Raw genomic sequence first — 22,908 nt, forward strand, 5'->3', positions numbered from 1 at the left:
GTTAGCATTCAAAGGGCTGCCGTCAACTGTTACCTGCATCCATGTATCCAACAGAGTCGGGTGTCAAAGCGGTGTCCAGCCAGCGGCTTCGGGTGATCCGCGAAGAATTTACTGCTTTAACAACTTGTCTTTGTGCGCCTCTGCCAATTCTTCCAGAGTCACATATTCGCATTCGTTTTTTGCAAGAAATGGGTCTGCGGAATCAATCAGGATGTTGTCGTCACGCATGAAGCGCCGGCCCAGCAGCGCAGGATAGGAAAACTTACCCCGGTCAGTAAGTGAGAATTGGGTGGTGTGGGTTGCGCCTGCGATGCAGAAATCCATCATCACGACGTACCGTTTTTGCGACGGCGCACCTTTCCTCTTGATCAGCACTGTCCTCTCAACCGGGCGTTCAAACTCCAGAACGACGTCGTCATGGTCCAACTCACCCTCGGTCGGCTGGTCCTCGTGGTCACCTAGTGGGATCTGGAAGCTTACCCATTCCTCTCCATCGCGCTCAAAGCCCTCGATGTTTACCGCGTGCAGAGAAGAAGTCTTGGCGCCTGTATCCAGGCGTGCTTTAAGCCTCAGGTTGGTATCTTTCATAACCACCCACTCAACATAGCCAAGGGTTTCCGACGGTCTTTGCTGTTCACTGTTGGCATCCGCCTCCGCCGAAAGCACCATCGATGATGATAAAAGCCATGCTCCTACCAGCAAGGCTCTACTAACAAACCTCATTCAATACCTCCTGCAAATTCCTGTAAATCCGGGAAAAAAGACAGAAACCTGAATTCCAGTTCGTCGTGGTTTGCGCGGACCTCCGTAATAATGCCGGCGAACTCGTTTCTGAAGCGTATGCGTCCCGCAACCCGGTCCAGAGCGTGTCCAATGTTTTCAAGGTCCTTGTAGGCTCCAAACCAGTCATTCCAGACCATGCTTCGGGTAACCCGGGCCATCTTGTCCGGCATCAGATGCTCTTTTTGCTGCAACTCATTGTAAATACGGCGAATAAACGCCTCTCGCTCAATGTCACTGAATCGGTCCCAGTGCTTGAGAAGAAAATGGTCGTAGAGAATATCGAGTGCAACCCCGGCAAATCGGCGTCTCTGACGTGAGAACACCTGCTTGCTCGCAAGTACATCCGGATGCTGATCGGTAAAACTATCCACCGCCCGATGATGGCGAACGCCGTGTTTTACCGAGTCCGGGAGTGCCGAGAGATCGACACCCCGGGTAAAGTCACCGAGGATGCTTCCCACCCTTGCTTCAGGCGAGTCCGGCGCCAGAAATACATGAGCCAGATGGTTCAAACAGTCTCCCCGGTGGTCTGGTCTCAGAAGTTGAATTGAATGCCGACACCCAGACCATCGATTTCAGCATCACTGTCTTCATAGTAACGCATGTACTCGAGGTTGCCGGACAGGTTCGGCGCAAATTCCATATTCATACCGATGCCGTAAGACACATCCGTTTCATCTTCGGTGGCCGTGCCAAGGAACGAAGAGGCCTCGAGTTCAACCCGGGTGAAGCCGAGTATGGCGTAGGGGGTAATCGGCGATTCGTTGGCCAGATTGAACGTGGCGTAGCCGCCGAAGAAATTGTCCAATGAATAGTCGACGCCGCCGACGCGCTCATCATCCACTCCGAAACCGCCACGGGCTTCGATCCCCAGGTAAGGCGTCGCCATTACGCCCACCTTCGCAGAGAGAGTGCCGACATCGGCATCGGCGTTACCGCTTTCCAGATTCACGAAGGTGTAATTAAGGCCTGTATACAGTGCACCAACGCCCGACTTGTACATATCCTGGGCCGAAGCCGTGCCGGCAACCGCCAGACCGGTCGCAAAAATAACGGCAATTGAACGTACGTGTTTCATACTGGTATCTCCTTAACCGAATCATTCGGTGTACATCGCTGAAGTTGCACCAGACTCACGGATTTTTCCATTAGAAAGATCCGCATTTACGCGTTATTTACACCGATTTAATTCGCCGGTAATTTCAGTATCCGCGCGGTGTTACCTTGCGGAAGCCGGAACCCACAGGTATTCTGACGCCGTCTCCCGGTATCAGCTGGCTCGAGCATCCATTGAGAAATCTCTACCCCGTCATTTTTATTGTCAGCGTCATGTTTGTGCTTTTGAGCATTTTCATGACTTTGCCTGTCATTTTACTTGCGGGCTCCGAGACGCCGAATGCCATGGCGTTTGCGGAATCGGCCGCTATTGTCTGCGGCCTGGGCATCCTCGGGATGGCTGCCACCTATAGCAAGCCTCGGGATCTCAAACCCCGCTACATGTTTGTGCTCACGGTTTCGTCCTGGTTCATCATCGCACTGTTTTCATCCCTTCCTTTCTACCTGAGCGACCTTGGAATTTCCGCTGCGGACGCTTTCTTCGAGGGTACCTCCGGGATTACCACCACCGGGGCAACCGTTCTCAGTGGCCTGGACGACATGGATCGGGATCTGCTGATCTGGCGTTCCATTCTGCAATGGATCGGCGGCATCGGTATTATCGGCATGTTCGTTGCGGTGCTTCCGTTTCTTCGCGTCGGTGGCATGCGGCTGTTTGCCACGGAGTCCTCGGAGTGGACCGACAAGGCATTGCCGAGAATGAAAACCCTCAGCCGCGGTCTGCTGGTGGTTTACCTTGTTTTCTCGATCATCGCAGTGGTCACCTACTACTTCTCTGGCATGACGCTGTTCGATGCCTTTAATCATGGCCTGACCAGTATTGCCACCGGCGGCTTCTCCACGTCGGATATGTCCATGGGTAAGTTCAATGATCTGATTCTCATGGAAGCGACGTTGTTCATGATTATCGGCAGCCTGCCCTTCTTCCTTTTTGTGCGCGAAATGCATGGTCAACATGGCGTGCTTTTCAGGGATCAGCAGGTTCGGCTCTTCCTGGCCATCCTGTTCTTCGTGCCGCTGTTGTTGACCCTCTACCGCTGGATGGTGTCTCCGGTACCTTTTGATCCCATCCACAATTATGCGTCGACTCTATTCAACGTTACTTCGGTGGTAACAACCACGGGCTACGCGTCCGAGGATTATTCAGCCTGGGGCCCGCTGGCATTCGTGTTGTTTTTCTTCCTGATGTTCGTGGGTGGCTGTTCAGGATCCACCGCCGGCGGTATGAAGATTTTCCGGTTCCAGCTGTCCCTTATTATTCTTCGTGAACAGCTGATGCGGCTTCTGCACCCGCGAGCGGTGCTTACCCGGAACTACAACGGGCGGGCAGTGAGCGATGAGATCATCTCGTCCATGATTGCCTACACGTTTATATTCCTGTTATGTCTGCTGTTGATTACGATTGCCCTCGCCGCAATGCAACTGGACTTCGTAACCGCACTGTCAGGCGCCCTCACCTCGCTGACCAACGTTGGCCCCGGTCTTGGTGACATCATCGGTCCGGCCGGGAACTTTGGACCACTGCCCGACGCGGCGAAATGGGTCCTGTCTGTGGGAATGTTGATGGGGCGTCTGGAAATCCTGAGTGTTGTAATCGTTCTTTCGCCGGCGTTCTGGCGAAGCTGAGGCTTACTTGAGCCAGAGTATCGCCGGATTTTCCAGCGGCAGGTTCAGGCGCTCATCACGCACTCGAAGCCTCGGTGTGTAATGTCCTTGCGGCCTTGAGGGCACTATGCACTCGTAAAGATAGGTGTGTGCAGAACCGCCCAGGGGATGCTTCATTTCCATCGCCACCACCGTTCTGGGCCCCTGCTCTGATTCTTCCGCCACCAGGTCAACGGCAATCCGTTGCTCGTCGATTCCATCCAGGTAGACTTCCACTTTGCAGAACAGGCCGTCTGGGGTTTCAATGGCATTGAAACTGTTGAACCTCAATCGAGGCCAGTGCTGCGCGATTGCGTTGCATTCCGCCAACAGTTCCTTCGAGGTTTCCATCGTCCGGTTTCTGCCTTTTTCGGCCATGGGCAGGTAAAACTGCTCCACGTACTCTCGCACCATGCGATTGGCAGAATACGCGGCTGTCAGCTGGTCCATGCTGGCACGCATTCGCTTCAGCCATTGCCGGGGAATGCCCTCTTCGTCCTCATTGTAGAAGTCGGGAACGACCTCTTTTTCAAGCAGATCAAACAGTTCACTCGCGTCTGAAAGGTCGTGGTCGTGATTGTTGGAGCCACTGAGCTCCCGGAACGTAGCGCCGGGTCGAATGGCCCAGCCCACATCCCGGTTCCAGGCCTCCGCCCACCAGCCGTCGTACTGGGACAGGTTCAGGCCGCCGTTCACCAGTACTTTCATGCCACTGGTGCCGCAGGCTTCCCAGGGGTGTCTCGGGCAGTTGAGCCAGACATCCACTCCCTGAACCAACTGATTGGCCACACCCAGGTCGTAGTCTTCGATGAACACGACCTTGCCCTCTACATCCGGGCGCCTGGAAAATGCTTTCCACTGGCGGATGATGTCCTTCCCGACAAGGTCATAGGGATGAGCTTTGCCGGCAAGAACGATCTGGAGTGGGCGGTCCCGGCTTGCCAATAGCTTTAGCAGTCGATCCTGATCCTTGAGCAGAAGGTCCGGTCGTTTGTATTCGGTAAAACGCCGGGCAAACCCCAGGGTCAGGGTTTCATGGTCCAACAACAGCCCGCAGGCAGCAGCATGGTCGAAGCCAGGATTCTGCTCACAGTGCTGGCTTGAAAGCCGTCGCCGCAGGTAGCCGACCAACCGTGTCCGCTGCAGACGCCTCATCTCCCACAACGCCTCATCGGTGATGTCGGTCATCGGGCAGGATTTCTGAAGTGGTCTGCGCCATCTATCCTTGCCGCAGGCCTGTGTCCATATGGCATCGGATTCCGGTGAATCCCAACTGGGCGTGTGAATGCCATTGGTTACATAGTCGGCGGGAATGTCCTCGGCCGGCCAGCGGGGAAAAAACGGCTGAAAAATGGTCTGGGTGACTTTCTGGTGGATGCGGCTGACCCCATTGAACCGTCCGCTCATGTTCAACGCCAGCAGGGCCATGTTGAGCTTCTGGCTGCCAGACTGATCTTCTGAATGCTGGTTTTCGCTGCCTAAATCCATCAACTGGTCGATATCCAGGTCGCGCCCCTCAAGCCAGGGAGCCAGGTACAACCGGAGCAGCGATCGGGAAAAATGATCAAAGCCAGAGGCCACCGAGGTGTGCGTGGTGAACAGATTGGTTGCCCTGGTTGCGGTACGGGCGAGCTGAAAATCGGCGTTGCATTGATCCTGCCAGCTGAAGGCCCGTTCAATCAGTGCCAACGCGCAATGCCCCTCGTTCAGATGGCACAGTGCAGGCCTTCGGCCCAGCTGTTCGATCAGGCGCCAGCCGCCGATGCCAAGCACCATTTCCTGTTGCAGGCGTTTTTCCGGGTCGCCGGTGTATAGCTCACTGGTAATCCCCCTGTCGCCGGGTTCATTGCGCGGGTCGTTGCTGTCAAGCAATAACAACTCGCAGCGGCCAACCTGAGCCTTCCAGGCTCGTAGGCGAACGTTTCGCCCGGGGAAAGGTACAACCACCCTCACCCACTGGCCTTCATCATCCCTTAAGGGGGAAACCGGCAGCATAGTAGGGTCGTTGTAGGGATAAAATTCGAGCTGTTCACCATCGGTGCTGATGGCCTGGCGGAAATAGCCCTGCTGGAAAAGCAACCCGACAGCCATTACGGGCACACCAAGATCGCTCGAGGCCTTCAGAAAATCCCCCGCCAGGACACCCAGTCCGCCACTGTACAGCGGCAGAGATTCGCTCAGTCCATATTCCATGCAAAAATAGGCAATGCCCTCGCCCAGATTCCCGGGGCACTCCGATGTATACCAGGTATCAGCCTGAATAAACTCACTATGTGCTGATATCTGGTCACGGTAGCGTTTCTGGAAGTCAGGATCGGCGGCCAGTTCTTCAAGCCGGTCGCCGGAGACACTGTTCAGCACCAGCCAGGCGTTCCGGGTGGTATCCCAGATTTCCTCATCGAGGGCGCGCCAAAGCTCATCGGTGCCATGGTGCCAGGTCCATCGTAGATCCAGGGCCAGCTGAAACAGACCGGCCAGGGAGTCCGGCAAGGATCGCGTGGTATAGGCTGCCAGCGTCAAAGTAGGACTCCGCTCAGGTTGGCCGGTAAATTAGAGGGAGCTTCATGAGAGATCTCCCCCATCAATTCAGAAGGCTTGCTGACGACGAACCGGAAAATAATTGACGGGCATATGGTGCTTTCTTAGCCATTGCAGCAGAGAGGAGATGGTGAAGCTGTCGTTTTCAACGCCTTCGAAGTCGACACCCAGCCCCCGGTCGGATTTGCGGACTACGTGTGCTTTGAGGCGACGAAACCGCTTTTCCTGCTGGTCTGGGAAGCGAAACTCCAGCTCTACCGTCTGGTTTAACTGCACGTCCGTGTAATCGGTCGCAATGAAGAGCCCTCGTTTGGACGCATCCCGAATCTGTCCGGTGGCCACCGGCATCCCGCGTTTGTATACCAACAGGCCAAGCTTTCCCTGAACGCGTTTACTGAGTCTGTGTTCCATGTTTCCCCCCGGTGACTCATCAAGAACGGCAATTGTTGATACTGTTCGTGCTTTATAGCGAAGGTTGGGAGACGCCTCTTTGACTCTGGTCAAAAAATGCTCAGCCAGCGGGTAAGCGTCCATGTCGCTTTACAGCTTCAGCAATGCGTATTGACAGATCTTCCTGTGGAAAATTCCAGTCCAGTTGCCAAACCCAATTATTGGTAATCGTTCCCGGCGTATTGAATCGCGCCTCGGTTCCCAGCCCCAGAAAGTCCTGCATTGGTACCACCGCGATAGAGCACACGGATCTGAGAGCCGCCTCAATCACCGGCCATGGCATGCCCTCACCGGTGGTTCCCAGATAATCGTTCACGTTGCGTCTGGTGTGCTCGTCTAGACTCTGATACCAACCGAGTGTCGTATCGTTATCGTGGGTACCTGTGTAAACCAGATCCCGATGATGGTGGTTATGCAACAGGTGGGGATTGCTGGGACTGCCATCGAAACCGAACTGCATCACCGTCATCCCCGGCAACCTGAACCGCTGCCTGAGCTCTTCGACGTCGTCGCTGATGATGCCGAGGTTCTCGGCCACCAGCGGCAAGTCCGGAAACCGGTTGAAGCAGGCTTGCAGAAAATGATCGGCCGGACCTGGCACCCAATATCCGTTTCTCGGCGCTGGCGACTCGGCAGGAATCTCCCAGTACGCCTGAAGACCCCGAAAGTGATCAATCCGGATCAGATCGAAAAGCTGACGCTGACTTTCCAGCCGTTCCAACCACCACCGATAACCGTCTTCAGCCATAATCTGCCAATCGTAGAGAGGGTTTCCCCAGTGCTGTCCATCGGCGGAAAAGTAATCCGGCGGGACGCCAGCAACAACCGTGGGTTCACCCCTGGCGTCAAGTTTGAACAGGTGTCGATTGGCCCAGACGTCCGCGCTGTCATGTGCGACGAAAGTGGGAATATCACCGAATAACAAAATGCCCCTGTCGCGCGCATAGTCCCGCAGGGCTTGCCATTGATGATTAAACAGGTATTGCTCGAATTGTATGCGGGCCAGCCGAGCCTGATTCTGGTCAATAAAGCTCTTTAGTGCGCTAGGGTCCCGGTCTCTCAGGGGCACCGGCCACTGCAACCAGCCCGGCGACTCCTGAACCTCACGGATTGAGCAGAACAGGCAGAAATCATCCAGCCAGTAATCGTTCCTGGCCCGGAAATGCTCGAACCCGGGTTGATCAAGACCGTTCCGGCCTTGCGCCTTGCCATCGAAAAAACGCTGGGCGGCAATGCCCAGAAGCTGTTGCCGGGACTCACCAATCGGCTGTGCAATTTCTGAATCCACCAGCAGGCCGACCTGCAGCAGCTCCGCCAAGTCGATGAAATTCGGATTGCCCGCGTGGGCGCTGAGGGACTGATAGGGGGAAAGATCGGAATGTGTTGGGCCGATTGGCAGAGTCTGCCAGACCGTGATATTGCTGGCGGCCAGGAAATCCACGAAACGGCGCGCACCTGCTCCCAAGACACCGAGGCTGCCCGGCAGACACGTAGGATGCAACAGCACCCCCGCTCTCCTTACACTGAACAGGTCGTTGGTATTCGTTTGCGTCATGCCTGTTTTTCCGCGTCATGGCCCGGACGCATGGTTCCGCCCCGGGCTGGTTCTCCGCTGCCCTGGCTTAGCTGCTGGAATACCGAGGGCGGCGCCGGGTACCCGATCATTTCATAGAGGTTGACCAGGTGGCGGCGGTAGAGATGTTCAAAGTCGCTGACGATCTGAGCCGGGTTGTAGTCGCCAAACCACCAGAACCAGTCGGAGCCTTCACAGATCGCCAATTGTTGCATGGCAGCCTCTTTTTGTTCTGAATTGAGGCTGCCGTTATCCATCACACGGTCAAAGTGGACTTTTGCCTCGCAGAGCAGATCCCAGGCGCGGTTCTTGTCCGGATCACCGATCCAGGTAGAGAAGGTGCCGTAAATCCAGCTCCCGGCAACCAGATGTGGCAGATTGATGGGCTCGGTGACGGGGTTGGCTACCAAATCGCTATAGGTGGTCAATTGCAGTTTGGGGTGGTTTGCCAGAACCCGATAAAGCTCATCCAGAAAATGAAAGCCGTTTTCCGGGTAATACTCCCAGGCGTTTTCACCATCCATGATCACCGAAATCACCGGCCGTGTTTTGCCCTTGCCCTGGCCTGCGATGTTTTCCATGTGATGAACCAGGTCGCCGACGGCATCCCTGGCATGCCAGTCCGCGTAGGTAAACCCGATAAGATCAGACAGGCCGTCGTCCCGAAAGAACACGAACGTGCCCGATTCACCAAAGGTATACGGCCGATGAATGCCGTAATCGGGCAGTTCCGGGTTGGTTTCCCGGGCTCGGTTCAGGCTGTTGTGCACCACCGAATCCCCACTGGCCGTCCAACGGAATTGATGGTCTTCCAGCAAGGTCAGTGTGGCGGCGCTGAGGCCACCCTCTGAGGCCCAGCAGCCGGATGGTTCAAGGCCGAAGAATCGCTGGAAGACGGTTTTCGCCTCCTGGAGCTGCCAGCCGGCCCGCGCCTCACCACCCGGATAGTCACTGTGCACCGGCAAAGTGATGTCTGGCATGGCCTCCCGGGCGGAAGCCAGGTCGATGAGCAGAGGCAGCATGGCATGGGTGTAGGGGCTCACGGAGAGTTCAACCTGGCCCTTCTGGGCGAGATGGCGGTATCTCGGGCCGATGCCGGATAACACATCAAAGATCACGTCCAGCAAAGCTCGCCGGTCGTCCATCGAGAAATTATGGCCTTTTTCCTGAAGGCTCTGGATGCAATGGCTTTTCCTTCGAATCGTCTCCCCCATCCAGCCGAGGTGATACCAGACCAGCAGATCCGAGAGAAATCTGCGGGAAATATACCTCTGAAGCTCCGGTTTTCGGCGGTAGACGTCGGCCAGTTCCGCAAGACGCGCGAACGCGGGGTAGCGATTGATTATCCGCTCGCGGTTCGCCCGAAGGGACTTTTCCATCAGGCCAAGAAAAGCCGGGGTACCGGTTTCGGGCAACTCCTCGGCGACAAGGGCAGCCAGCAGAGGATCACCGATCTCACCTGCTCCATGCCGCCAACGCTCGATCTGGATCAGATAGGTCTCGATCTGCTCAAGCAGAACGGGCGCGAAATTGACCACAGCCCTGGCCTCAGGATTGCCTTCCAGATGGGCAGCCATGTCGCTGTAATCCTTGATGGTATGCAGGTATACCCAGGGAAACAGGAATTGATTGGTTCGCATGTCCTGATAGGACGGCTGGTGCATGTGCCAGCAAAGTACTACCGGCGTTTTTGTGTCAGAGGCCATGGGGATAATCCTGCCCGAGCATCTCGGGCGTGATCAGCACAATACCTTTTGGAGAAACATGGAACCGCTTCCGGTCTTCCTCGGCATCAAAGCCAATCCGGGTGCCCTCCGGAATCCGGCAGCCACGATCAATGAGGCAGTTTCGAAGGCGGCAATGGCGGCCTATCTGCACATCCGGATAGATCACTGAATCTGATATTTCACTAAAGGAATGCACCATAACCTGCGAAAAAAGCAGGGAATGCTTCACCAGTGAGCCGGAGACAATGCACCCGCCCGCCACCATGGAATCCACTGCCATTCCGCGCCGGTTGTCGTCGTCGAACACGAACTTGGCCGGTGGCAGTTGCTCCTGATAGGTCCATATCGGCCAGTGAGAATCGTAGAGGTTCAGTTCCGGGCTTATACTGATGAGCTCAAGGTTCGCCTGCCATAGGGCATCAACGGTACCCACGTCCCGCCAGTAGGCAGGTTTGTTCTCGACCGGGTTCCGAAATGGAAATGCCACCACCCGCAAACGTTTGATCACCGATGGAATAATATCCTTGCCGAAATCGTGGGAGGAATCGCCATCCATCTGTTGATCACGCATCAGCTCATCAAACAACACCTGGGTGCTGAACACATAGATGCCCATAGAGGCGAGCGCCTTGCCGGGTTGGCCGGGCATCGGCTTTGGCTGCTCCGGCTTCTCGACGAATTCAGTGACTCTGAGTTCATCGTCCACTGACATAACGCCGAATGCGGAGGCTTCATCGAGTGGCACCTCGATACAGCCCACGGTGATATCGGCATCGTTTTCCACGTGGTGGGCCAGCATGGTGCCGTAGTCCATCTTATAGACATGGTCACCTGCCAGGATCAGCACGTACTCCGGCTGATGGCTGCGTATGATGTCTAGGTTCTGCAGCACGGCATCCGCTGTTCCCTCATACCAGGAGGTTTCGATCCGTTGTTGTGCCGGCAGGAGTTCGACGAATTCATCCAGTTCCCCACGTAGAAATCCCCAGCCCCGCTGGATGTGGCGAATCAGGGAATGGGATTTGTACTGGGTAATCACACCAACCTGGCCAATGCCCGAGTTGATGCAGTTCGAGAGGGGAAAATCAATGATCCGGAACTTGCCGCCAAACGGAACCGCCGGTTTGGCCCGCCATTTGGTGAGATCATGGAGGCGGGAGCCCCGCCCTCCGGCAAGTACCAGTGCAAGAGTCTGACGAGTGAGACGACTGACGAAACGCTTGGCCGTTTGCATAGCTGCTTCCCTGAAGAAAACCTTCCGTCGGACCGATCGTTCAACCGCTAGGGTTTGCCACGTTTTTGACGCCTTAAACTATATTAGAACACTAGCACGGAATTATGACGTAAACTTGTTTTGGGTCGTTTTTTAAACAGGCCCTTTCGCGTCCAATGAACGGATGCCCAATGCGCTTTACCCGGTCAGGAACAGCACGGTCTATGGACAGTCCAACGCTCAGCGAATTTGACCTCCACCTCTTCGGCGAAGGCCGTCACTGGCACATTTACAATGTCCTTGGGGCCCACGTTTGCCGGAGCAAGGGAGTGGAAGGCGTGCGATTTGCGGTCTGGGCACCCCACGCCAAGGCCGTCAGCGTTGTCGGGGATTTCAATCACTGGGCCACCGGCGCCAACCCCATGGCCTCCAACGGGGACACCGGTGTCTGGTCCTGCTTTGTTCCCGGCATTGGTACCGGCGCTCTCTACAAGTACTCCATCACGACAGAAAAAGGCGACCAGCTTCTAAAAACCGATCCCTACGGGCAGGCCTTCGAATTGAGGCCCTCCACCGCCGCTGTTGTGACCGAACGCGGCCGTTTCGGCTGGGGCGACGGCGACTGGCTTGCCCGCCGTGGCCGCTGGAACTGGCAACAGTCCCCCATTTCCATTTACGAGGTGCATGCTGCCTCCTGGCGACATCACGGTTCCGGTCGCTGGCTGACATATAGAGAGCTGGCCGACCAACTCGTTCCCTATGTCCTGGAACTGGGCTTTACCCACATTGAGCTTTTGCCGGTAACGGAACACCCGCTGGATGAATCCTGGGGTTACCAGACCACCGGTTATTACGCCCCGACCAGTCGTTTCGGCAGCCCGGACGATTTCCGTTACCTGGTAGACCAGTGCCATCGGCACAACATCGGCGTGATCCTGGACTGGGTGCCAGGGCATTTTCCCACCGATGAGCACGCCCTGGCCCGGTTTGATGGCAGCGCGCTCTACGAGCATGAAGATCCCCGCAAGGGGCGTCATCAGGACTGGGGTACCCTTATCTACAATTACGGGCGCCACGAGGTACGGAACTTCCTGATCGGGAGCGCCCTCTTTTGGCTGGACGCCTTCCATATTGATGGTTTACGGGTAGATGCAGTGGCGTCGATGCTCTATCTCAATTATTCCCGCAAAGAAGGCGAATGGCTGCCCAATGTCCACGGCGGACACGAAAACCTCGAAGCCATCGAGTTTCTCCGCGAGTTGAACCGCGTTTGCCAGAGCCGCTTTCCGGGAACATTGATCTGTGCGGAGGAGTCCACGTCCTGGCCCCGTGTTACACGGCCGCCCGAAATCGGTGGTCTGGGGTTCAATCTGAAATGGAATATGGGCTGGATGCACGACACCCTCGATTATCTGGCTCAGGACCCGGTATACCGACAGTACCACCACGACAAACTGACCTTTGGGCTGTTGTATGCGTTCTCGGAGAACTTTCTCTTGCCACTGTCCCACGATGAGGTTGTTCATGGCAAAGCCAGCCTGATCAACAAGATGTCCGGCGACGACTGGCAGCAGCGGGCAACCTTAAGACTGCTCTTCACCTATATGTTCTGCTATCCCGGCGCAAAGCTTCTTTTTATGGGCGGGGAGTTTGGTCAGCGCCGTGAGTGGAGCGAATCCCGGGAGCTGGACTGGTCTCTGCTGGCGCACCCGGAGCATCAGGGAATCAAGAAGCTGGTCCAGGACCTCAACGGCGTTTACCGGCGGGAAGTTTCGCTAAACGGCGCCTGCTTCACGCCGGATGGATTCGAGTGGATCGATTGCCATGACTCCCCACAATCCGTTATCAGTTTCCTGCGCACGGCTGGAGGCGAAACCTCGGTGATTGTGGTCAATTTCACCCCTGTGCCCCGGCACCATTACCGGATCGGGTTGCCTCAGGGTGGCAACTGGCGGGAAATCTTCAATTCCGATTCGGAATACTACGGCGGCAGCAATCTCGGTAACCCTTACACCATGCCAGCGGATCAACAGCCGTGGATGAACCGTGACTGGTCACTGGAACTCACGCTGCCACCGATGGGCGCGATAATCCTGAGGCCAGCGTTATGATCCGGGTTCTTTTTGCCACCAGTGAAGTCTATCCACTGGTGAAGACCGGCGGTCTTGCCGATGTTTCTGCCAGCTTGCCCGAAGCGCTCTGTCGTCTTGAATACGATGTTCAGATTCTCCTGCCTGGTTACCCGGACGCGATAAAGGCCGCCAGAAAAGCCGGTTCCCGCAGAAAGGCCCGATTCCAGCTTGGCCAATACAATGTGAGCCTGTGGCAAACCCGGCTGCCAGGCACCGCGGTTACTCTCTGGTTGGTTGACTGCCCGCCCCTTTTCGATCGCCCCGGCAACCCCTACAAAAACGAGGAAGGGAGAGACTGGTGGGACAACGCTCACCGGTTTGAGCTGTTTGGCAAAGTGGGGGCCATGATCGCCATGGGCGAAGCCGGTCTGAACTGGAGGCCCGATCTGGTGCACTGCAATGACTGGCAAACCGGGCTGATACCGGTATTTCTGGAAGCCTATCAGGAGCGGCCCGGTACCGTGTTTACCATTCATAACCTTGCCTACCAGGGGCTCTTCTCCCACGAGACGTTCCGCGCCCTCGGCCTGCCCGACACCCTCTGGAGGTTTGAACAACTGGAGTTCTATGGCCAGCTTTCGTTTATCAAGGGCGGCCTGGTATTCAGTGATCGGATCACTACCGTCAGCCCCACCTATGCGCGCGAGATTCAGACTCCGGAATTCGGCAATGGCCTCGATGGTCTGCTCCGGCACAGGCAGCACGCCTTGACCGGCATTCTCAACGGCATCGACACCCGGGTCTGGGACCCGGAGGAAGATCAAGAGCTGGCCTTCCACTACGGACGCGACCATCTGAAGAACAAAACTCAGTGTCGGGCCGCGCTGCAACATGAGCTTGGGCTGGAAGTGAACGGCGCGCCGCTTCTTGGTTTCATTGGCCGACTGGTGGAGCAAAAAGGGGTGGACTGGATAGTGTCCGTGATGCCGGATTTGCTGGAACGGGGCTGCCAGTTTGTGATTCTCGGTTCGGGAGAGGACCGTTACGAGGAGCCGCTGAAACAACTGGCCCGTCAATGGCCCGGGCAGTTCTCCCTGACCCTGGGCTACAACGAAGGTCTGTCCCATCGCATCACGGCGGGCTGTGATCTCTTCCTGATGCCGTCCAGGTTCGAACCCTGTGGGTTAAACCAGATGTACAGCCTTCGGTACGGGACAATTCCGGTGGTGCACGGTGTCGGAGGGCTGGCCGATACGGTGCAGGATCCGCAGCAGGTAGGAATCGACAAGGCCAACGGATTCGTGTTTGCCGGTGCCAGTGCTGCGTCGCTGCTGGCTGCGGTACACCGGGCACTGCAGGTGTTTGAAAAGCGAAAACAATGGCGGCGATTGCAGGAAAACGGCATGGCCATCGATTATTCGTGGAAGCAGCGCGCTCGCACCTATGGTGACCTGTATCAGGGCATTCTCAAAGAACGTGATCAACAACAGCTGGATTAGTGCGAGCGTTTGCCCGCCTGGAGGCAACCAACATGCATAAAGCAACGGAATTTCGACTCGAAGCCCATCCCTTGATTCCAGAACCCCTTGAGCGACTGGAAGAACTTGCCAACGATCTGTTCTACAGCTGGGACCATGGCGTCCGTAGTCTGTTCGCCAGGATCGACCTGCGGCTGTGGCAGAAAGTGGAGCACAATCCCAAGCTGTTCCTGCGCCGGGTCGCCCAGGACCGGTTGGACGAAGCATCGGAAGACCGAGCGTTTCTGGCTGAGTATCGCCGGGTTCTGAGCAGTTACGATGCTTACCTCGAAGCCGGCCCCGGCCCGGAAGTCACCGAAAAACTGGATCCGGAGCAGGCTCTGGTGGCCTACTTCTGCGCCGAGTTCGGTTTCCATGAGAGCTTTCCGATTTATTCCGGCGGCCTTGGTATCCTGGCCGGGGACCACTGCAAGGCCGCCAGTGATCTTGCCCTGCCGTTCGTGGCTGTGGGCCTCCTGTACCAGCAGGGCTACTTCATCCAGAGTATCGACGCCCACGGCCAACAGATTGCACGTTACCAGTCCCATTCAAGCGATGAGCTGCCGATAACACCCGTGGAAATGGATGGCCAGGTTCTGAAGGTATCGGTTCCCTTCCCTGGCCGTGATGTGGTCGCACGGGTCTGGGAGGCTCGGGTTGGTCATATCCGGCTGTACCTGCTGGACAGCAACACCGAGGAAAATAACCCAGAGGATCAGAACCTCACACTCCAGTTGTATGGTGGTGACGAGTCCACCCGCATCAGCCAGGAAATGCTCCTTGGCATCGGTGGAACCCGGGTTCTGGAGACATTGAAACTGAAGCCGACGGTCTGGCACATCAACGAAGGGCATGCCGCGTTCCAGATCCTCGAACGCTGCCGAAGCACCATGTTGAGTTCGCAACTCGGCTTTGAAGCGGCCCTGGAAGCAGTTGCCGGTGCCACCCTCTTCACCACCCATACGCCTGTACCCGCCGGCCACGATATTTTCCCCAGGGCTCTGGTGCATCATGCCCTTGGCCGCTACCTTGAGGAGTCCGGGCTGGATTTCGAGCAGGTGTTCGCCCTTGGTTCAAAAGATGGCGGCGACAGCTTCAACATGACCAGCCTGGGGCTCCGTGGCTCCCGTTACCACAACGGCGTCAGCCGCATTCACGGAGGCGTCGCGTCGCTGATGGAGGGCGATGTCTGGCCCCAGGTACCACCAGCCGAGAACCCTATCGGTTACATCACCAATGGCGTGCATGTACCCACCTTTCTTGCGCCGGAATGGTCCAGCCTGTTTGATATACAGGCGCCCACCTGGAAAAGCGAGCTGAGGAATCCGGATTTCTGGGAATTTATCGACCAGATTCCGGATTATCACTACTGGAGCGTGCATAAAGCGCTTAAACAGCAAATGGGCGAGTATATTGTCCAGCGCCTGAAGCGCCAGCATAAGCGCAATGGCACCGGCCACTCCGTGACAGACAGGATGACCCGGCAGATTATGTCCTCAGAAAAGGACACGCTGGTCATCGGTTTTGCCAGACGCTTCGCCACCTACAAACGCGCGACGCTGATTTTTTCAGATCTGGAACGGCTTGAGCGGATTCTTACAAATCCGGACAGGCCGGTGGTGCTGGTCTTTGCTGGCAAAGCTCACCCGAAAGACAAGCCTGGCCAGCAACTGATCAAGGTTATCCACGATCTGTCCATGCATCCCTCCCTGCTGGGGCACCTTATTCTGCTGGAAGATTATGATCAGGCCATGGCTCGCCGGCTTCTCAGTGGTGTGGATGTCTGGCTGAACACCCCGGAATACCCGAAGGAAGCGAGTGGCACATCCGGTGAAAAAGCCGCCCTGAACGGCGCCCTCAACCTCAGCGTGCTCGATGGCTGGTGGGGGGAAGGCTACAACGGCAAGAATGGGTGGGGTATTCCGCCACGAGATACCGAACTGGACCCGGAGTTCCGGAACGAGGAGGAGGCCAGAGACCTGATCGATCTGATCGAGTTGGAGGTGGTGCCCCTGTATTACGATCGGGCATCCCAGGGCTTTTCGAAGGGCTGGGTCAAGCGCTCCAAAGCGTCGATGAAATCCATAACCCCCAGGTTCAATGCCCAGAGGATGGTGATGGACTACGTCAATAACTATTACCACCCCGCCTCCAGTCAGGGCGCGCTCCTGATGGCCGACGGAGGCCGGGTTGCGATTGAACTCGCAGACTGGAAAGCAAGGGTGCGGCAGGCCTGGAACGGGGTTGAACTGCGGGTAGTGGGCTGCGTGAAATCCTCATGCCCCCACGATGGCGCCGTGGAACTGCGGGTTGAGGCGGCGCTTAACGGCCTGACCGCGGAGGATGTCCGGGTGGAGTGCCTGGTCAGCCCTGAGTGCACCGGCACCGATGGCAGCCCCGGGCCAAACAGCTTCCTTCTGGAAAAAGAGGGGCAAGAGGAGGGCCGAACCCTATTCGCCACCCAAGTGCAGCCACCCTACCCTGGCTTGCAGACCCTGAGGCTGCGGATGTATCCATACCATGAGTCGCTGACCCACCCGCTGGAAATGGGCGCCATGCTCTGGGTCTGACCCGGAGCATGGCTGAGCCTTAAAGCAGGTGTCGGCGAATGAACCGGCCAATATCCTGTATTTCCTCCAGGCACACGCTGTGTTCCATGGGGAAGGTCTGGTAGGACGGGTCGTAGCCCATTTCCTTCAGGGTTTCGACACTGCGAACGCCCAGAGACTCCGGCAGCATCGGATCGAATGTTCCGTGATACACACTGATCGGTACATCCGCATTTGCCTCTGAACACTGAACTGTCTTCGCGGTGGCGAAGTAGGTGGAGAGCGCCAAAATGCCGCCCAGACGTTCCGGGTAGCTGAGCCCCAGTTCGTAGGCAACCGCCCCACCCTGGGAGAAGCCGGCGATGATGATCCGGTCTGCCGGAACACCTTTCTCCTTTTCGCGCTCCACCAGTCTGGCGACGGCATCGGCAGAGGCCCGCAGTTGTTCGGTATCCACCACCCGGTCAATGTCCATTGCCTTGATGTCGTACCAGGCCGGCATGGACATTCCACCGTTGATGGTCACAGGCAGGTTCGGCGCGTGGGGAAAGATAAACCGCACCGCGGCATCTTCCGGAAGGCCCAGTTCAGGCACTACCGGCTCGAAGTCGTGGCCACTGGCACCCAGGCCATGAAGCCAGATCACGGCCGCGGTAGGGTTTTCTCCGGTTTCAATCTCGATGTACTGAAGATCCTGCACGGTATACCTCTTTTCTGAAAATTGGGTGCCGATTTACTCGGAATGGCCGGATTTTTCGGCATTGGCCTCAAGCGCGGTAACTACCGGATTGGCATACATATCCAGCAAATAGGGCCGGATGGCCGGGTCGCAGGCTTCCAGTCGCCGCTCCATCTCCGCTTCGGCCGCCTCCATCTCCGCCGGTGACCAGGTTTCGGCGGTGACCACCGCATCGCTGACGGTATCCGGCGTGTCGTGAGCCTGGGGATGAAGGCCGCGTTGCTGGTAGGCCACCAGGTTCGAGGCATGCAGGTGGTAGTTCGCATGCATCTCGCGGTCTATACGCTGGGCCAGATCCTTGGGGTTATCAGGTGAATCATGAATGGGCGCGCCGAAGTGCACATGCACGTGCCCCTTGAATCCGGTCAAACCTTTCATGATCTGCTCGGTGTCCTCGCCCTCACGCTTGATGTATTTGCCGGTTCTGGCGCGGGTTTCCAGTTCCTGAGCCTTGTCGGCATCGCATGGGTCGTACTCATAGGCGATGGAAACCGGCACGATGTGCAGCCGGCTCATGGCCTCGCCAAAATCCAACCCGCTCTTCTTACGGCTCATGTAGAACATCTTGATGATGGCCGGATCGGTGAAATCAAGGCCGTCCTTCGCCCTGCCTTCCCGTTGGGCAATCCAGATACTGTGGTTGGTATCAATGCTGTGGTTGATGAAGCCGGAGAGTGTGATGTAGGCATCGCGCATCTCCCGCGGGCTGGTCATGCTACGACGTACCACAAAGCTCTTGTTCAGCCGCATCATTTCGGCGAACACACGGTTTGCCAGCAGATTGTCGCCTATGGCAATTCGGGTGGTGTGGAAGCCGTTTTGAAACAGCAGGTAGTTCACCACCATGGGGTCAAACACGATGTCCCGGTGGTTTGAAATGAACAGATAGGCGCCGTGTTTATCGAGTTTATCCAGGCCGCTGGTTGTCACTCGTGTGGTGGTGCTGTCGACCAGTTCACCAACGTAGCCGGAAAGCCCAGCCTGGAGATCATCAACACGCGTATAGCGACCAAAATGGCTGGTGAGCCATCGGCGGGTAAACACACGCAACATGGCCGGTGCCCAGCGTGCCAGTGTCGGAGACTTGAAGCGACCGACCATATCCAGAAATTCCCGGTCGTTGACCAGGCGGTTAATAGCAGCGCCGGTTTCTTCGTCCGAATACGGACGGATGGCATCAAATTCCTGCATGGAAGCCCTGTTATTATCAGTGTCTGTCACAGTATGGCGTGAAACGGTGGTTCAAAAACGCGGTATTGTAGCGTTTCTTACACTGCTTTGCCTCCATCTGGCACACGGGTTTGCTGGCCAACCCTCAGGGTTAATCTGGTATCATTGCCCACCGTGCCGACCCCGGCTTTCCACCCGTCTCAATAAAGCGGCTCCACGTCGACGAACCGGTTACCCTATGTATCTTGATCAGGACTTCGAACAGCTTTCCACCGAGCGGCCCACCACCTCGGGAAGGGATCCGGAACAGGTGCTGCACGAAGTCTTCGGCTACGAATCGTTCCGGCCGCTGCAGGGTGACATCATCCGGGAAGTGTCGGAAGGCCGCGACGCCCTGGTGCTTATGCCAACGGGCGGGGGTAAATCCCTGTGTTACCAGGTGCCGGCACTGGTTCGCTCTGGCACGGCGATTGTGATATCCCCGCTAATCGCCCTGATGCAGGATCAGGTGGCAGCGCTCAAGGAGCTCGGGGTAAGAGCTGCGTTCCTCAACTCAACCATGGATTTCGAGCAGGCCCGAGCCACCGAGTACGCGCTGATGACCGGTGAGCTGGACCTGCTGTACTGCGCGCCGGAGAGGCTGATTCAACCTCGCACGATTGAACTGCTTCATGATGCCTCGATCTCGTTGTTCGCCATAGATGAAGCCCACTGTGTGTCCCAATGGGGCCACGACTTCCGGTCCGATTACCTGCAGCTGAGCATGCTGAGTGAGCAGTTTCCCGGCGTGCCCCGCATTGCGCTGACCGCAACAGCCGACGAGCGGACACGCAAGGAGATCGCGGAACGTTTGTCGCTGACCGGGGCAAGACACTTCGTCAGTGGCTTCGATCGCCCGAACATTCAATACCGAATTGCACCAAAAACAAACGCAAACAAACAGTTATTGGATTTTATTAAAGCCGAGCATGAGGGCGACTGCGGCATTGTGTACTGCCTGTCCCGCAACAAGGTTGACGCTACCGCGAAAACCCTCGCCCAGAAAGGCTACACCGCTCTGCCCTACCATGCCGGCCTGTCCTCGGAGCAACGCGCCCATCATCAGGAACGCTTTCTGCGAGAAGATGGCGTGATCATTGTTGCCACTATTGCGTTCGGCATGGGAATCGATAAACCCGACGTGCGCTTCGTCGCTCATCTGGATCTCCCAAAGAGCCTTGAAGCCTATTACCAGGAAACCGGCCGCGCCGGACGGGACGGCAAGCCTTCGACGGCCTGGATGGTGTATGGCTTGCAGGATGTGATCAAACTGCGGCAAATGCTGGAAAGTTCCCAGGGCAACGACCATTTCAAACGGGTTGAGCGCCAGAAGCTCGACGCCATGCTGGGTCTCTGCGAGGTCACCAGTTGCCGTCGTCAGGTGTTGCTGCGCTATTTCGGGGACGAACTCGATCAGCCTTGCGGCAATTGCGACACCTGCCTGAATCCTCCGGAAACCTGGGATGGAACAGTGGCCGTCCAGAAAGCGCTGTCCTGTGTGTTCCGCACCGGGCAACGCTTCGGTGTGACCTACCTGATCGACGTACTCCGTGGCTCAGAGAACGAGCGGATTCTACAGGCCGGTCATCATCAGGTTTCCACCTACGGCATTGGCACAGAGCTCAGCGCCAACGAATGGAAATCTGTATTCCGCCAACTGGTCGCCAACGGCTATTTGCGGGCAGATCCGGAGGGTTACGGCGCACTTCAACTTACAGAAGAATGCCGCCCGCTGCTGAAAGGCCGGCAAACCATTGAGCTGCGTAAGGATCCGGTGGTCAAGAAGGCAGCAGGCCGGGCCTCCGGTGGCCGCTCAAGCGCTCCGGTTAAAGACCAGATAACGGATCAGGCCGGCTGGGACGCCCTGCGGGCCTGCCGCAAGGAGTTGGCTGACAAACAGGGCGTGCCTCCTTACGTTATCTTCCATGACACGACCCTGTTCGGAATGCTTGAACGCAAGCCCCGCACCCTTGAAGAGCTGGCCGAAGTCAGCGGTGTGGGTGCCGCCAAGCTTGAAAAATACGGCGAGATCTTTCTGGAAGCCATTGCCGGCCTTGATCCGGCCTGATCTTCAGGCCTCTGCTTTAAAGCCTTTCTTACGTACCCGGTAATGAGCAATGGAGGTAGCCACATGGTTGCCCTCCTCGTCTTTCAGTGTCCCCTCCAGGGTGAACTTGGCCCGGCCGGTTTCGTCGGCGTCTGCAAGGATGCCTGCCACGGTTTCCGGCGGAAGCGTGAACTCCACTGTGACATCGCTATTTGCCGGTTGCAGGAATTGCAGGGTCATTTCCTTGAGGATCGGGGTGTACGCAGGGCCCAGGTCAAACAGCGTCAGGACGCCACCCGGGATTTCCGCCACCAGAAAATAGGCGCCGGCATACAAGCTTCCAAAGTGGTTCTTGTTGCCTTTGAGCCGGATTCTCGCCCGCACATAGCCCGGCCGCACTTCTTCCACACTGAAGTTGTTCCGCGGCGCAAAGGGTATGGACAGGCCTATGATCTTGTTTACCGCCGCATAACCGCCGGTTTTCTTTAGCCAGGCCAGCGGACTGGCCAAGGTGGCCTTTGGGTCTGTGCTGGCGACCCACCACTGGCCAGTGGCGCCGATAAGGTTGTCGATAATTGCCATTCACTCGCTCCGAATTCTTGGTCGAAGCCGATGATTACAATGGTCTCTGGCAGCCGCAAGAATCTTTTACAATTTTTTTGGACATCGTCTGATTTATTTTTGAATTTATGTTCTAAAGTGAGGGTGGCTGCCTGAATTACGGCTGCTTTTTTGCCGGTTTTTCCAGTATTAAGAAAGGATTTCTGATTTGGAATGTTCTCTGCCCGCCTTCAGGAACTTGTTCCGGTTGCCCAAACTGGCCATCTTCCTCGCTCTGCTCGGTCTGTGCCTTGAAGTGGCCCCCATCGCAGCCTCAACCTCAACGTCCGGCATTACGGGGGCAGCCAGTCGTGACTATGTTCTCTGGTACAGGAATTATGACAGCCCGGCTATTCGTGCGCTTGTCGAGCTTGCATTAGAGAAAACGCCGGAATATGGCGACTCCCGGGTTATTCGCAGTGAAGAACTGAGTCAGGGGCGCGTGCTCCGCGAACTGGCAGATGGCCAGTCTCGCCTGGTTGATATCGCCAATGTAGCCACCTCGGCCGAGCGGGAAGAGTTTCTGACCGCGATTCCTTTCCCGGTTGATGGTGGCCTTCTGGGCTTTCGCGTCTGCGTGGTGTTGCCGCAATCTCTGCCCAAGTTCGCCGACATAAAGAATCTGGATGACTTTCGAGCCAGCCAGATCTGGATCGGTCAGGGCTCACACTGGCCAGACACGCCGGTGCTGGAGGCAAATGGTATTCCGGTGGTGACGCACTCGCGATACGAAATACTGTTCGGGATGCTCCGTAACGAACGCTTTGATTGTTTCGCCCGCGGCGTGAGTGAGGTCCTGTACGATCTGGAAATGGAGCAGGATCCCAATCTGGTGATTGAGCCCAATCTCCTGATCGCCTACCCCATGCCGTCCTATCTGTTCGTTGGCCCAGACGACCAGGAGACCGCTCATCGCCTGCAGCTCGGCATTGAGCGCGCCATCCATGATGGGAGTTTCAGCGAGTTCCTGAAGCGCTACTACTCCCGTGCTGTCAAGGAGCTCAACCTGAGCCAACGCCGGGTAATTGCCCTCGAGAACCCGTACCTGAGTGAGGAATCCCGATACATAGGGCGCAGCACCCTTGAGAATCTGCGCCGGCGCCTCGAGATCCTCAGCCGCTAGGTTTTCCT

General features: G+C 56.8%; 17 protein-coding genes. 6 read left to right on the top strand and 11 right to left on the bottom strand.

The genetic code is table 11. The features are described 5' to 3' along the window. Positions 1-108: 108 nt before the first annotated feature. The 3 genes from SIC15_RS09895 to SIC15_RS09905 are packed head-to-tail and all read right to left on the bottom strand — an operon-like array spanning position 109 to position 1,861. Complete coding sequence (locus SIC15_RS09895) at positions 109-723, bottom strand: ATP-dependent zinc protease (protein WP_069183645.1); 615 nt, start codon at positions 721-723, stop codon at positions 109-111. Next, positions 720-1,295: an ACP phosphodiesterase gene (locus SIC15_RS09900; protein WP_069183644.1), complete on the bottom strand. Its 576-nt coding sequence runs from the start codon at positions 1,293-1,295 to the stop codon at positions 720-722. Before SIC15_RS09900 ends, SIC15_RS09895 begins: the two co-directional genes overlap by 4 nt. Before the next feature lie 23 nt (positions 1,296-1,318). After that, positions 1,319-1,861, bottom strand: coding sequence for a porin family protein (locus SIC15_RS09905; protein ID WP_069183643.1), 543 nt, complete (start codon positions 1,859-1,861; stop codon positions 1,319-1,321). A 251-nt stretch (positions 1,862-2,112) separates the two neighbouring features. Between SIC15_RS09905 and SIC15_RS09910 the strand changes: the two genes are divergently transcribed. Continuing rightward, on the top strand, positions 2,113-3,525 hold the full coding sequence (locus SIC15_RS09910) for a TrkH family potassium uptake protein (protein ID WP_174805027.1): 1,413 nt from the start codon (positions 2,113-2,115) through the stop codon (positions 3,523-3,525). Between the two features lie 3 nt (positions 3,526-3,528). Here SIC15_RS09910 and glgP (SIC15_RS09915) read toward each other — a convergent pair whose 3' ends face one another. The 5 genes from glgP (SIC15_RS09915) to glgC form a co-directional block, all read right to left on the bottom strand. Next, complete coding sequence (gene glgP, locus SIC15_RS09915; protein WP_069183641.1) at positions 3,529-6,063, bottom strand: alpha-glucan family phosphorylase; 2,535 nt, start codon at positions 6,061-6,063, stop codon at positions 3,529-3,531. A 66-nt stretch (positions 6,064-6,129) separates the two neighbouring features. Beyond that, positions 6,130-6,492, bottom strand: coding sequence for a PilZ domain-containing protein (locus tag SIC15_RS09920; protein ID WP_069183640.1), 363 nt, complete (start codon positions 6,490-6,492; stop codon positions 6,130-6,132). 100 nt (positions 6,493-6,592) lie between these two features. Continuing rightward, complete coding sequence (gene malQ / locus SIC15_RS09925) at positions 6,593-8,086, bottom strand: 4-alpha-glucanotransferase (RefSeq protein WP_069183639.1); 1,494 nt, start codon at positions 8,084-8,086, stop codon at positions 6,593-6,595. Further along, positions 8,083-9,810: a glycoside hydrolase gene (locus SIC15_RS09930; RefSeq protein WP_412537575.1), complete on the bottom strand. Its 1,728-nt coding sequence runs from the start codon at positions 9,808-9,810 to the stop codon at positions 8,083-8,085. The genes malQ and SIC15_RS09930 overlap by 4 nt, the downstream gene beginning before the upstream one ends. Beyond that, positions 9,800-11,065 carry a glucose-1-phosphate adenylyltransferase gene (glgC, locus tag SIC15_RS09935; protein ID WP_291909066.1) on the bottom strand — a complete coding sequence of 422 codons (1,266 nt, stop codon included), beginning with the start codon at positions 11,063-11,065 and terminating at the stop codon, positions 9,800-9,802. The genes SIC15_RS09930 and glgC overlap by 11 nt, the downstream gene beginning before the upstream one ends. A gap of 203 nt (positions 11,066-11,268) precedes the next feature. On the opposite strand from glgC, the gene glgB reads away from it, so the two are divergent. Genes glgB through glgP (SIC15_RS09950) form a run of 3 tightly spaced genes read left to right on the top strand, consistent with a single transcriptional unit; the run spans position 11,269 to position 17,203 of the window. Beyond that, complete coding sequence (gene glgB / locus SIC15_RS09940) at positions 11,269-13,155, top strand: 1,4-alpha-glucan branching protein GlgB (protein WP_412537576.1); 1,887 nt, start codon at positions 11,269-11,271, stop codon at positions 13,153-13,155. After that, on the top strand, positions 13,152-14,615 hold the full coding sequence (gene glgA / locus SIC15_RS09945) for a glycogen synthase GlgA (RefSeq protein ID WP_136629482.1): 1,464 nt from the start codon (positions 13,152-13,154) through the stop codon (positions 14,613-14,615). The genes glgB and glgA overlap by 4 nt, the downstream gene beginning before the upstream one ends. Positions 14,616-14,647: 32 nt before the next feature. Then, positions 14,648-17,203 (top strand): alpha-glucan family phosphorylase, encoded by a 2,556-nt coding sequence (gene glgP, locus SIC15_RS09950; protein WP_412535749.1) that lies wholly within the window; start codon positions 14,648-14,650, stop codon positions 17,201-17,203. Positions 17,204-17,222: 19 nt separating this feature from the next. On the opposite strand, the gene SIC15_RS09955 is transcribed toward glgP (SIC15_RS09950), so the two are convergent. Together SIC15_RS09955 and SIC15_RS09960 are read right to left on the bottom strand one after the other, a co-directional pair. Then, a complete protein-coding gene (locus SIC15_RS09955) occupies positions 17,223-17,882 on the bottom strand; it encodes an alpha/beta hydrolase (RefSeq protein ID WP_412535750.1) in 660 nt (219 codons plus the stop codon). A gap of 33 nt (positions 17,883-17,915) precedes the next feature. After that, the gene (locus SIC15_RS09960) at positions 17,916-19,112 is read right to left on the bottom strand and encodes a 1-acyl-sn-glycerol-3-phosphate acyltransferase (protein WP_069183632.1); all 1,197 of its coding nucleotides are present in this window, start codon (positions 19,110-19,112) and stop codon (positions 17,916-17,918) included. A 217-nt stretch (positions 19,113-19,329) separates the two neighbouring features. On the opposite strand from SIC15_RS09960, the gene recQ reads away from it, so the two are divergent. Continuing rightward, complete coding sequence (gene recQ, locus SIC15_RS09965; RefSeq protein WP_069183631.1) at positions 19,330-21,198, top strand: DNA helicase RecQ; 1,869 nt, start codon at positions 19,330-19,332, stop codon at positions 21,196-21,198. Positions 21,199-21,201: 3 nt separating this feature from the next. Here recQ and SIC15_RS09970 read toward each other — a convergent pair whose 3' ends face one another. Then, positions 21,202-21,759 carry a PaaI family thioesterase gene (locus SIC15_RS09970; protein WP_412535751.1) on the bottom strand — a complete coding sequence of 186 codons (558 nt, stop codon included), beginning with the start codon at positions 21,757-21,759 and terminating at the stop codon, positions 21,202-21,204. 187 nt (positions 21,760-21,946) lie between these two features. Between SIC15_RS09970 and SIC15_RS09975 the strand changes: the two genes are divergently transcribed. Continuing rightward, complete coding sequence (locus SIC15_RS09975) at positions 21,947-22,900, top strand: ABC transporter substrate-binding protein (RefSeq protein ID WP_069183629.1); 954 nt, start codon at positions 21,947-21,949, stop codon at positions 22,898-22,900. Positions 22,901-22,908 lie beyond the last annotated feature (8 nt).

Source organism: Marinobacter sp. MIT932201, assembly GCF_047123295.1.
Lineage (GTDB): Bacteria > Pseudomonadota > Gammaproteobacteria > Pseudomonadales > Oleiphilaceae > Marinobacter > Marinobacter salsuginis.

What these genes read in the sequence shown, in the direction of transcription:
- SIC15_RS09895 (WP_069183645.1), bottom strand. Translation starts at nt 723, where the DNA reads ATGAGGTTTGTTAGTAGAGCCTTGCTGGTAGGAGCATGGCTTTTATCA.
- SIC15_RS09960 (WP_069183632.1), bottom strand. Translation starts at nt 19,112, where the DNA reads ATGCAGGAATTTGATGCCATCCGTCCGTATTCGGACGAAGAAACCGGC.
- SIC15_RS09920 (WP_069183640.1), bottom strand. Translation starts at nt 6,492, where the DNA reads ATGGAACACAGACTCAGTAAACGCGTTCAGGGAAAGCTTGGCCTGTTG.
- glgA (WP_136629482.1), top strand. Translation starts at nt 13,152, where the DNA reads ATGATCCGGGTTCTTTTTGCCACCAGTGAAGTCTATCCACTGGTGAAG.
- SIC15_RS09930 (WP_412537575.1), bottom strand. Translation starts at nt 9,810, where the DNA reads ATGGCCTCTGACACAAAAACGCCGGTAGTACTTTGCTGGCACATGCAC.
- SIC15_RS09910 (WP_174805027.1), top strand. Translation starts at nt 2,113, where the DNA reads ATGTTTGTGCTTTTGAGCATTTTCATGACTTTGCCTGTCATTTTACTT.
- SIC15_RS09905 (WP_069183643.1), bottom strand. Translation starts at nt 1,861, where the DNA reads ATGAAACACGTACGTTCAATTGCCGTTATTTTTGCGACCGGTCTGGCG.
- SIC15_RS09970 (WP_412535751.1), bottom strand. Translation starts at nt 21,759, where the DNA reads ATGGCAATTATCGACAACCTTATCGGCGCCACTGGCCAGTGGTGGGTC.
- glgB (WP_412537576.1), top strand. Translation starts at nt 11,269, where the DNA reads ATGGACAGTCCAACGCTCAGCGAATTTGACCTCCACCTCTTCGGCGAA.
- recQ (WP_069183631.1), top strand. Translation starts at nt 19,330, where the DNA reads ATGTATCTTGATCAGGACTTCGAACAGCTTTCCACCGAGCGGCCCACC.
- glgC (WP_291909066.1), bottom strand. Translation starts at nt 11,065, where the DNA reads ATGCAAACGGCCAAGCGTTTCGTCAGTCGTCTCACTCGTCAGACTCTT.
- malQ (WP_069183639.1), bottom strand. Translation starts at nt 8,086, where the DNA reads ATGACGCAAACGAATACCAACGACCTGTTCAGTGTAAGGAGAGCGGGG.
- glgP (WP_412535749.1), top strand. Translation starts at nt 14,648, where the DNA reads ATGCATAAAGCAACGGAATTTCGACTCGAAGCCCATCCCTTGATTCCA.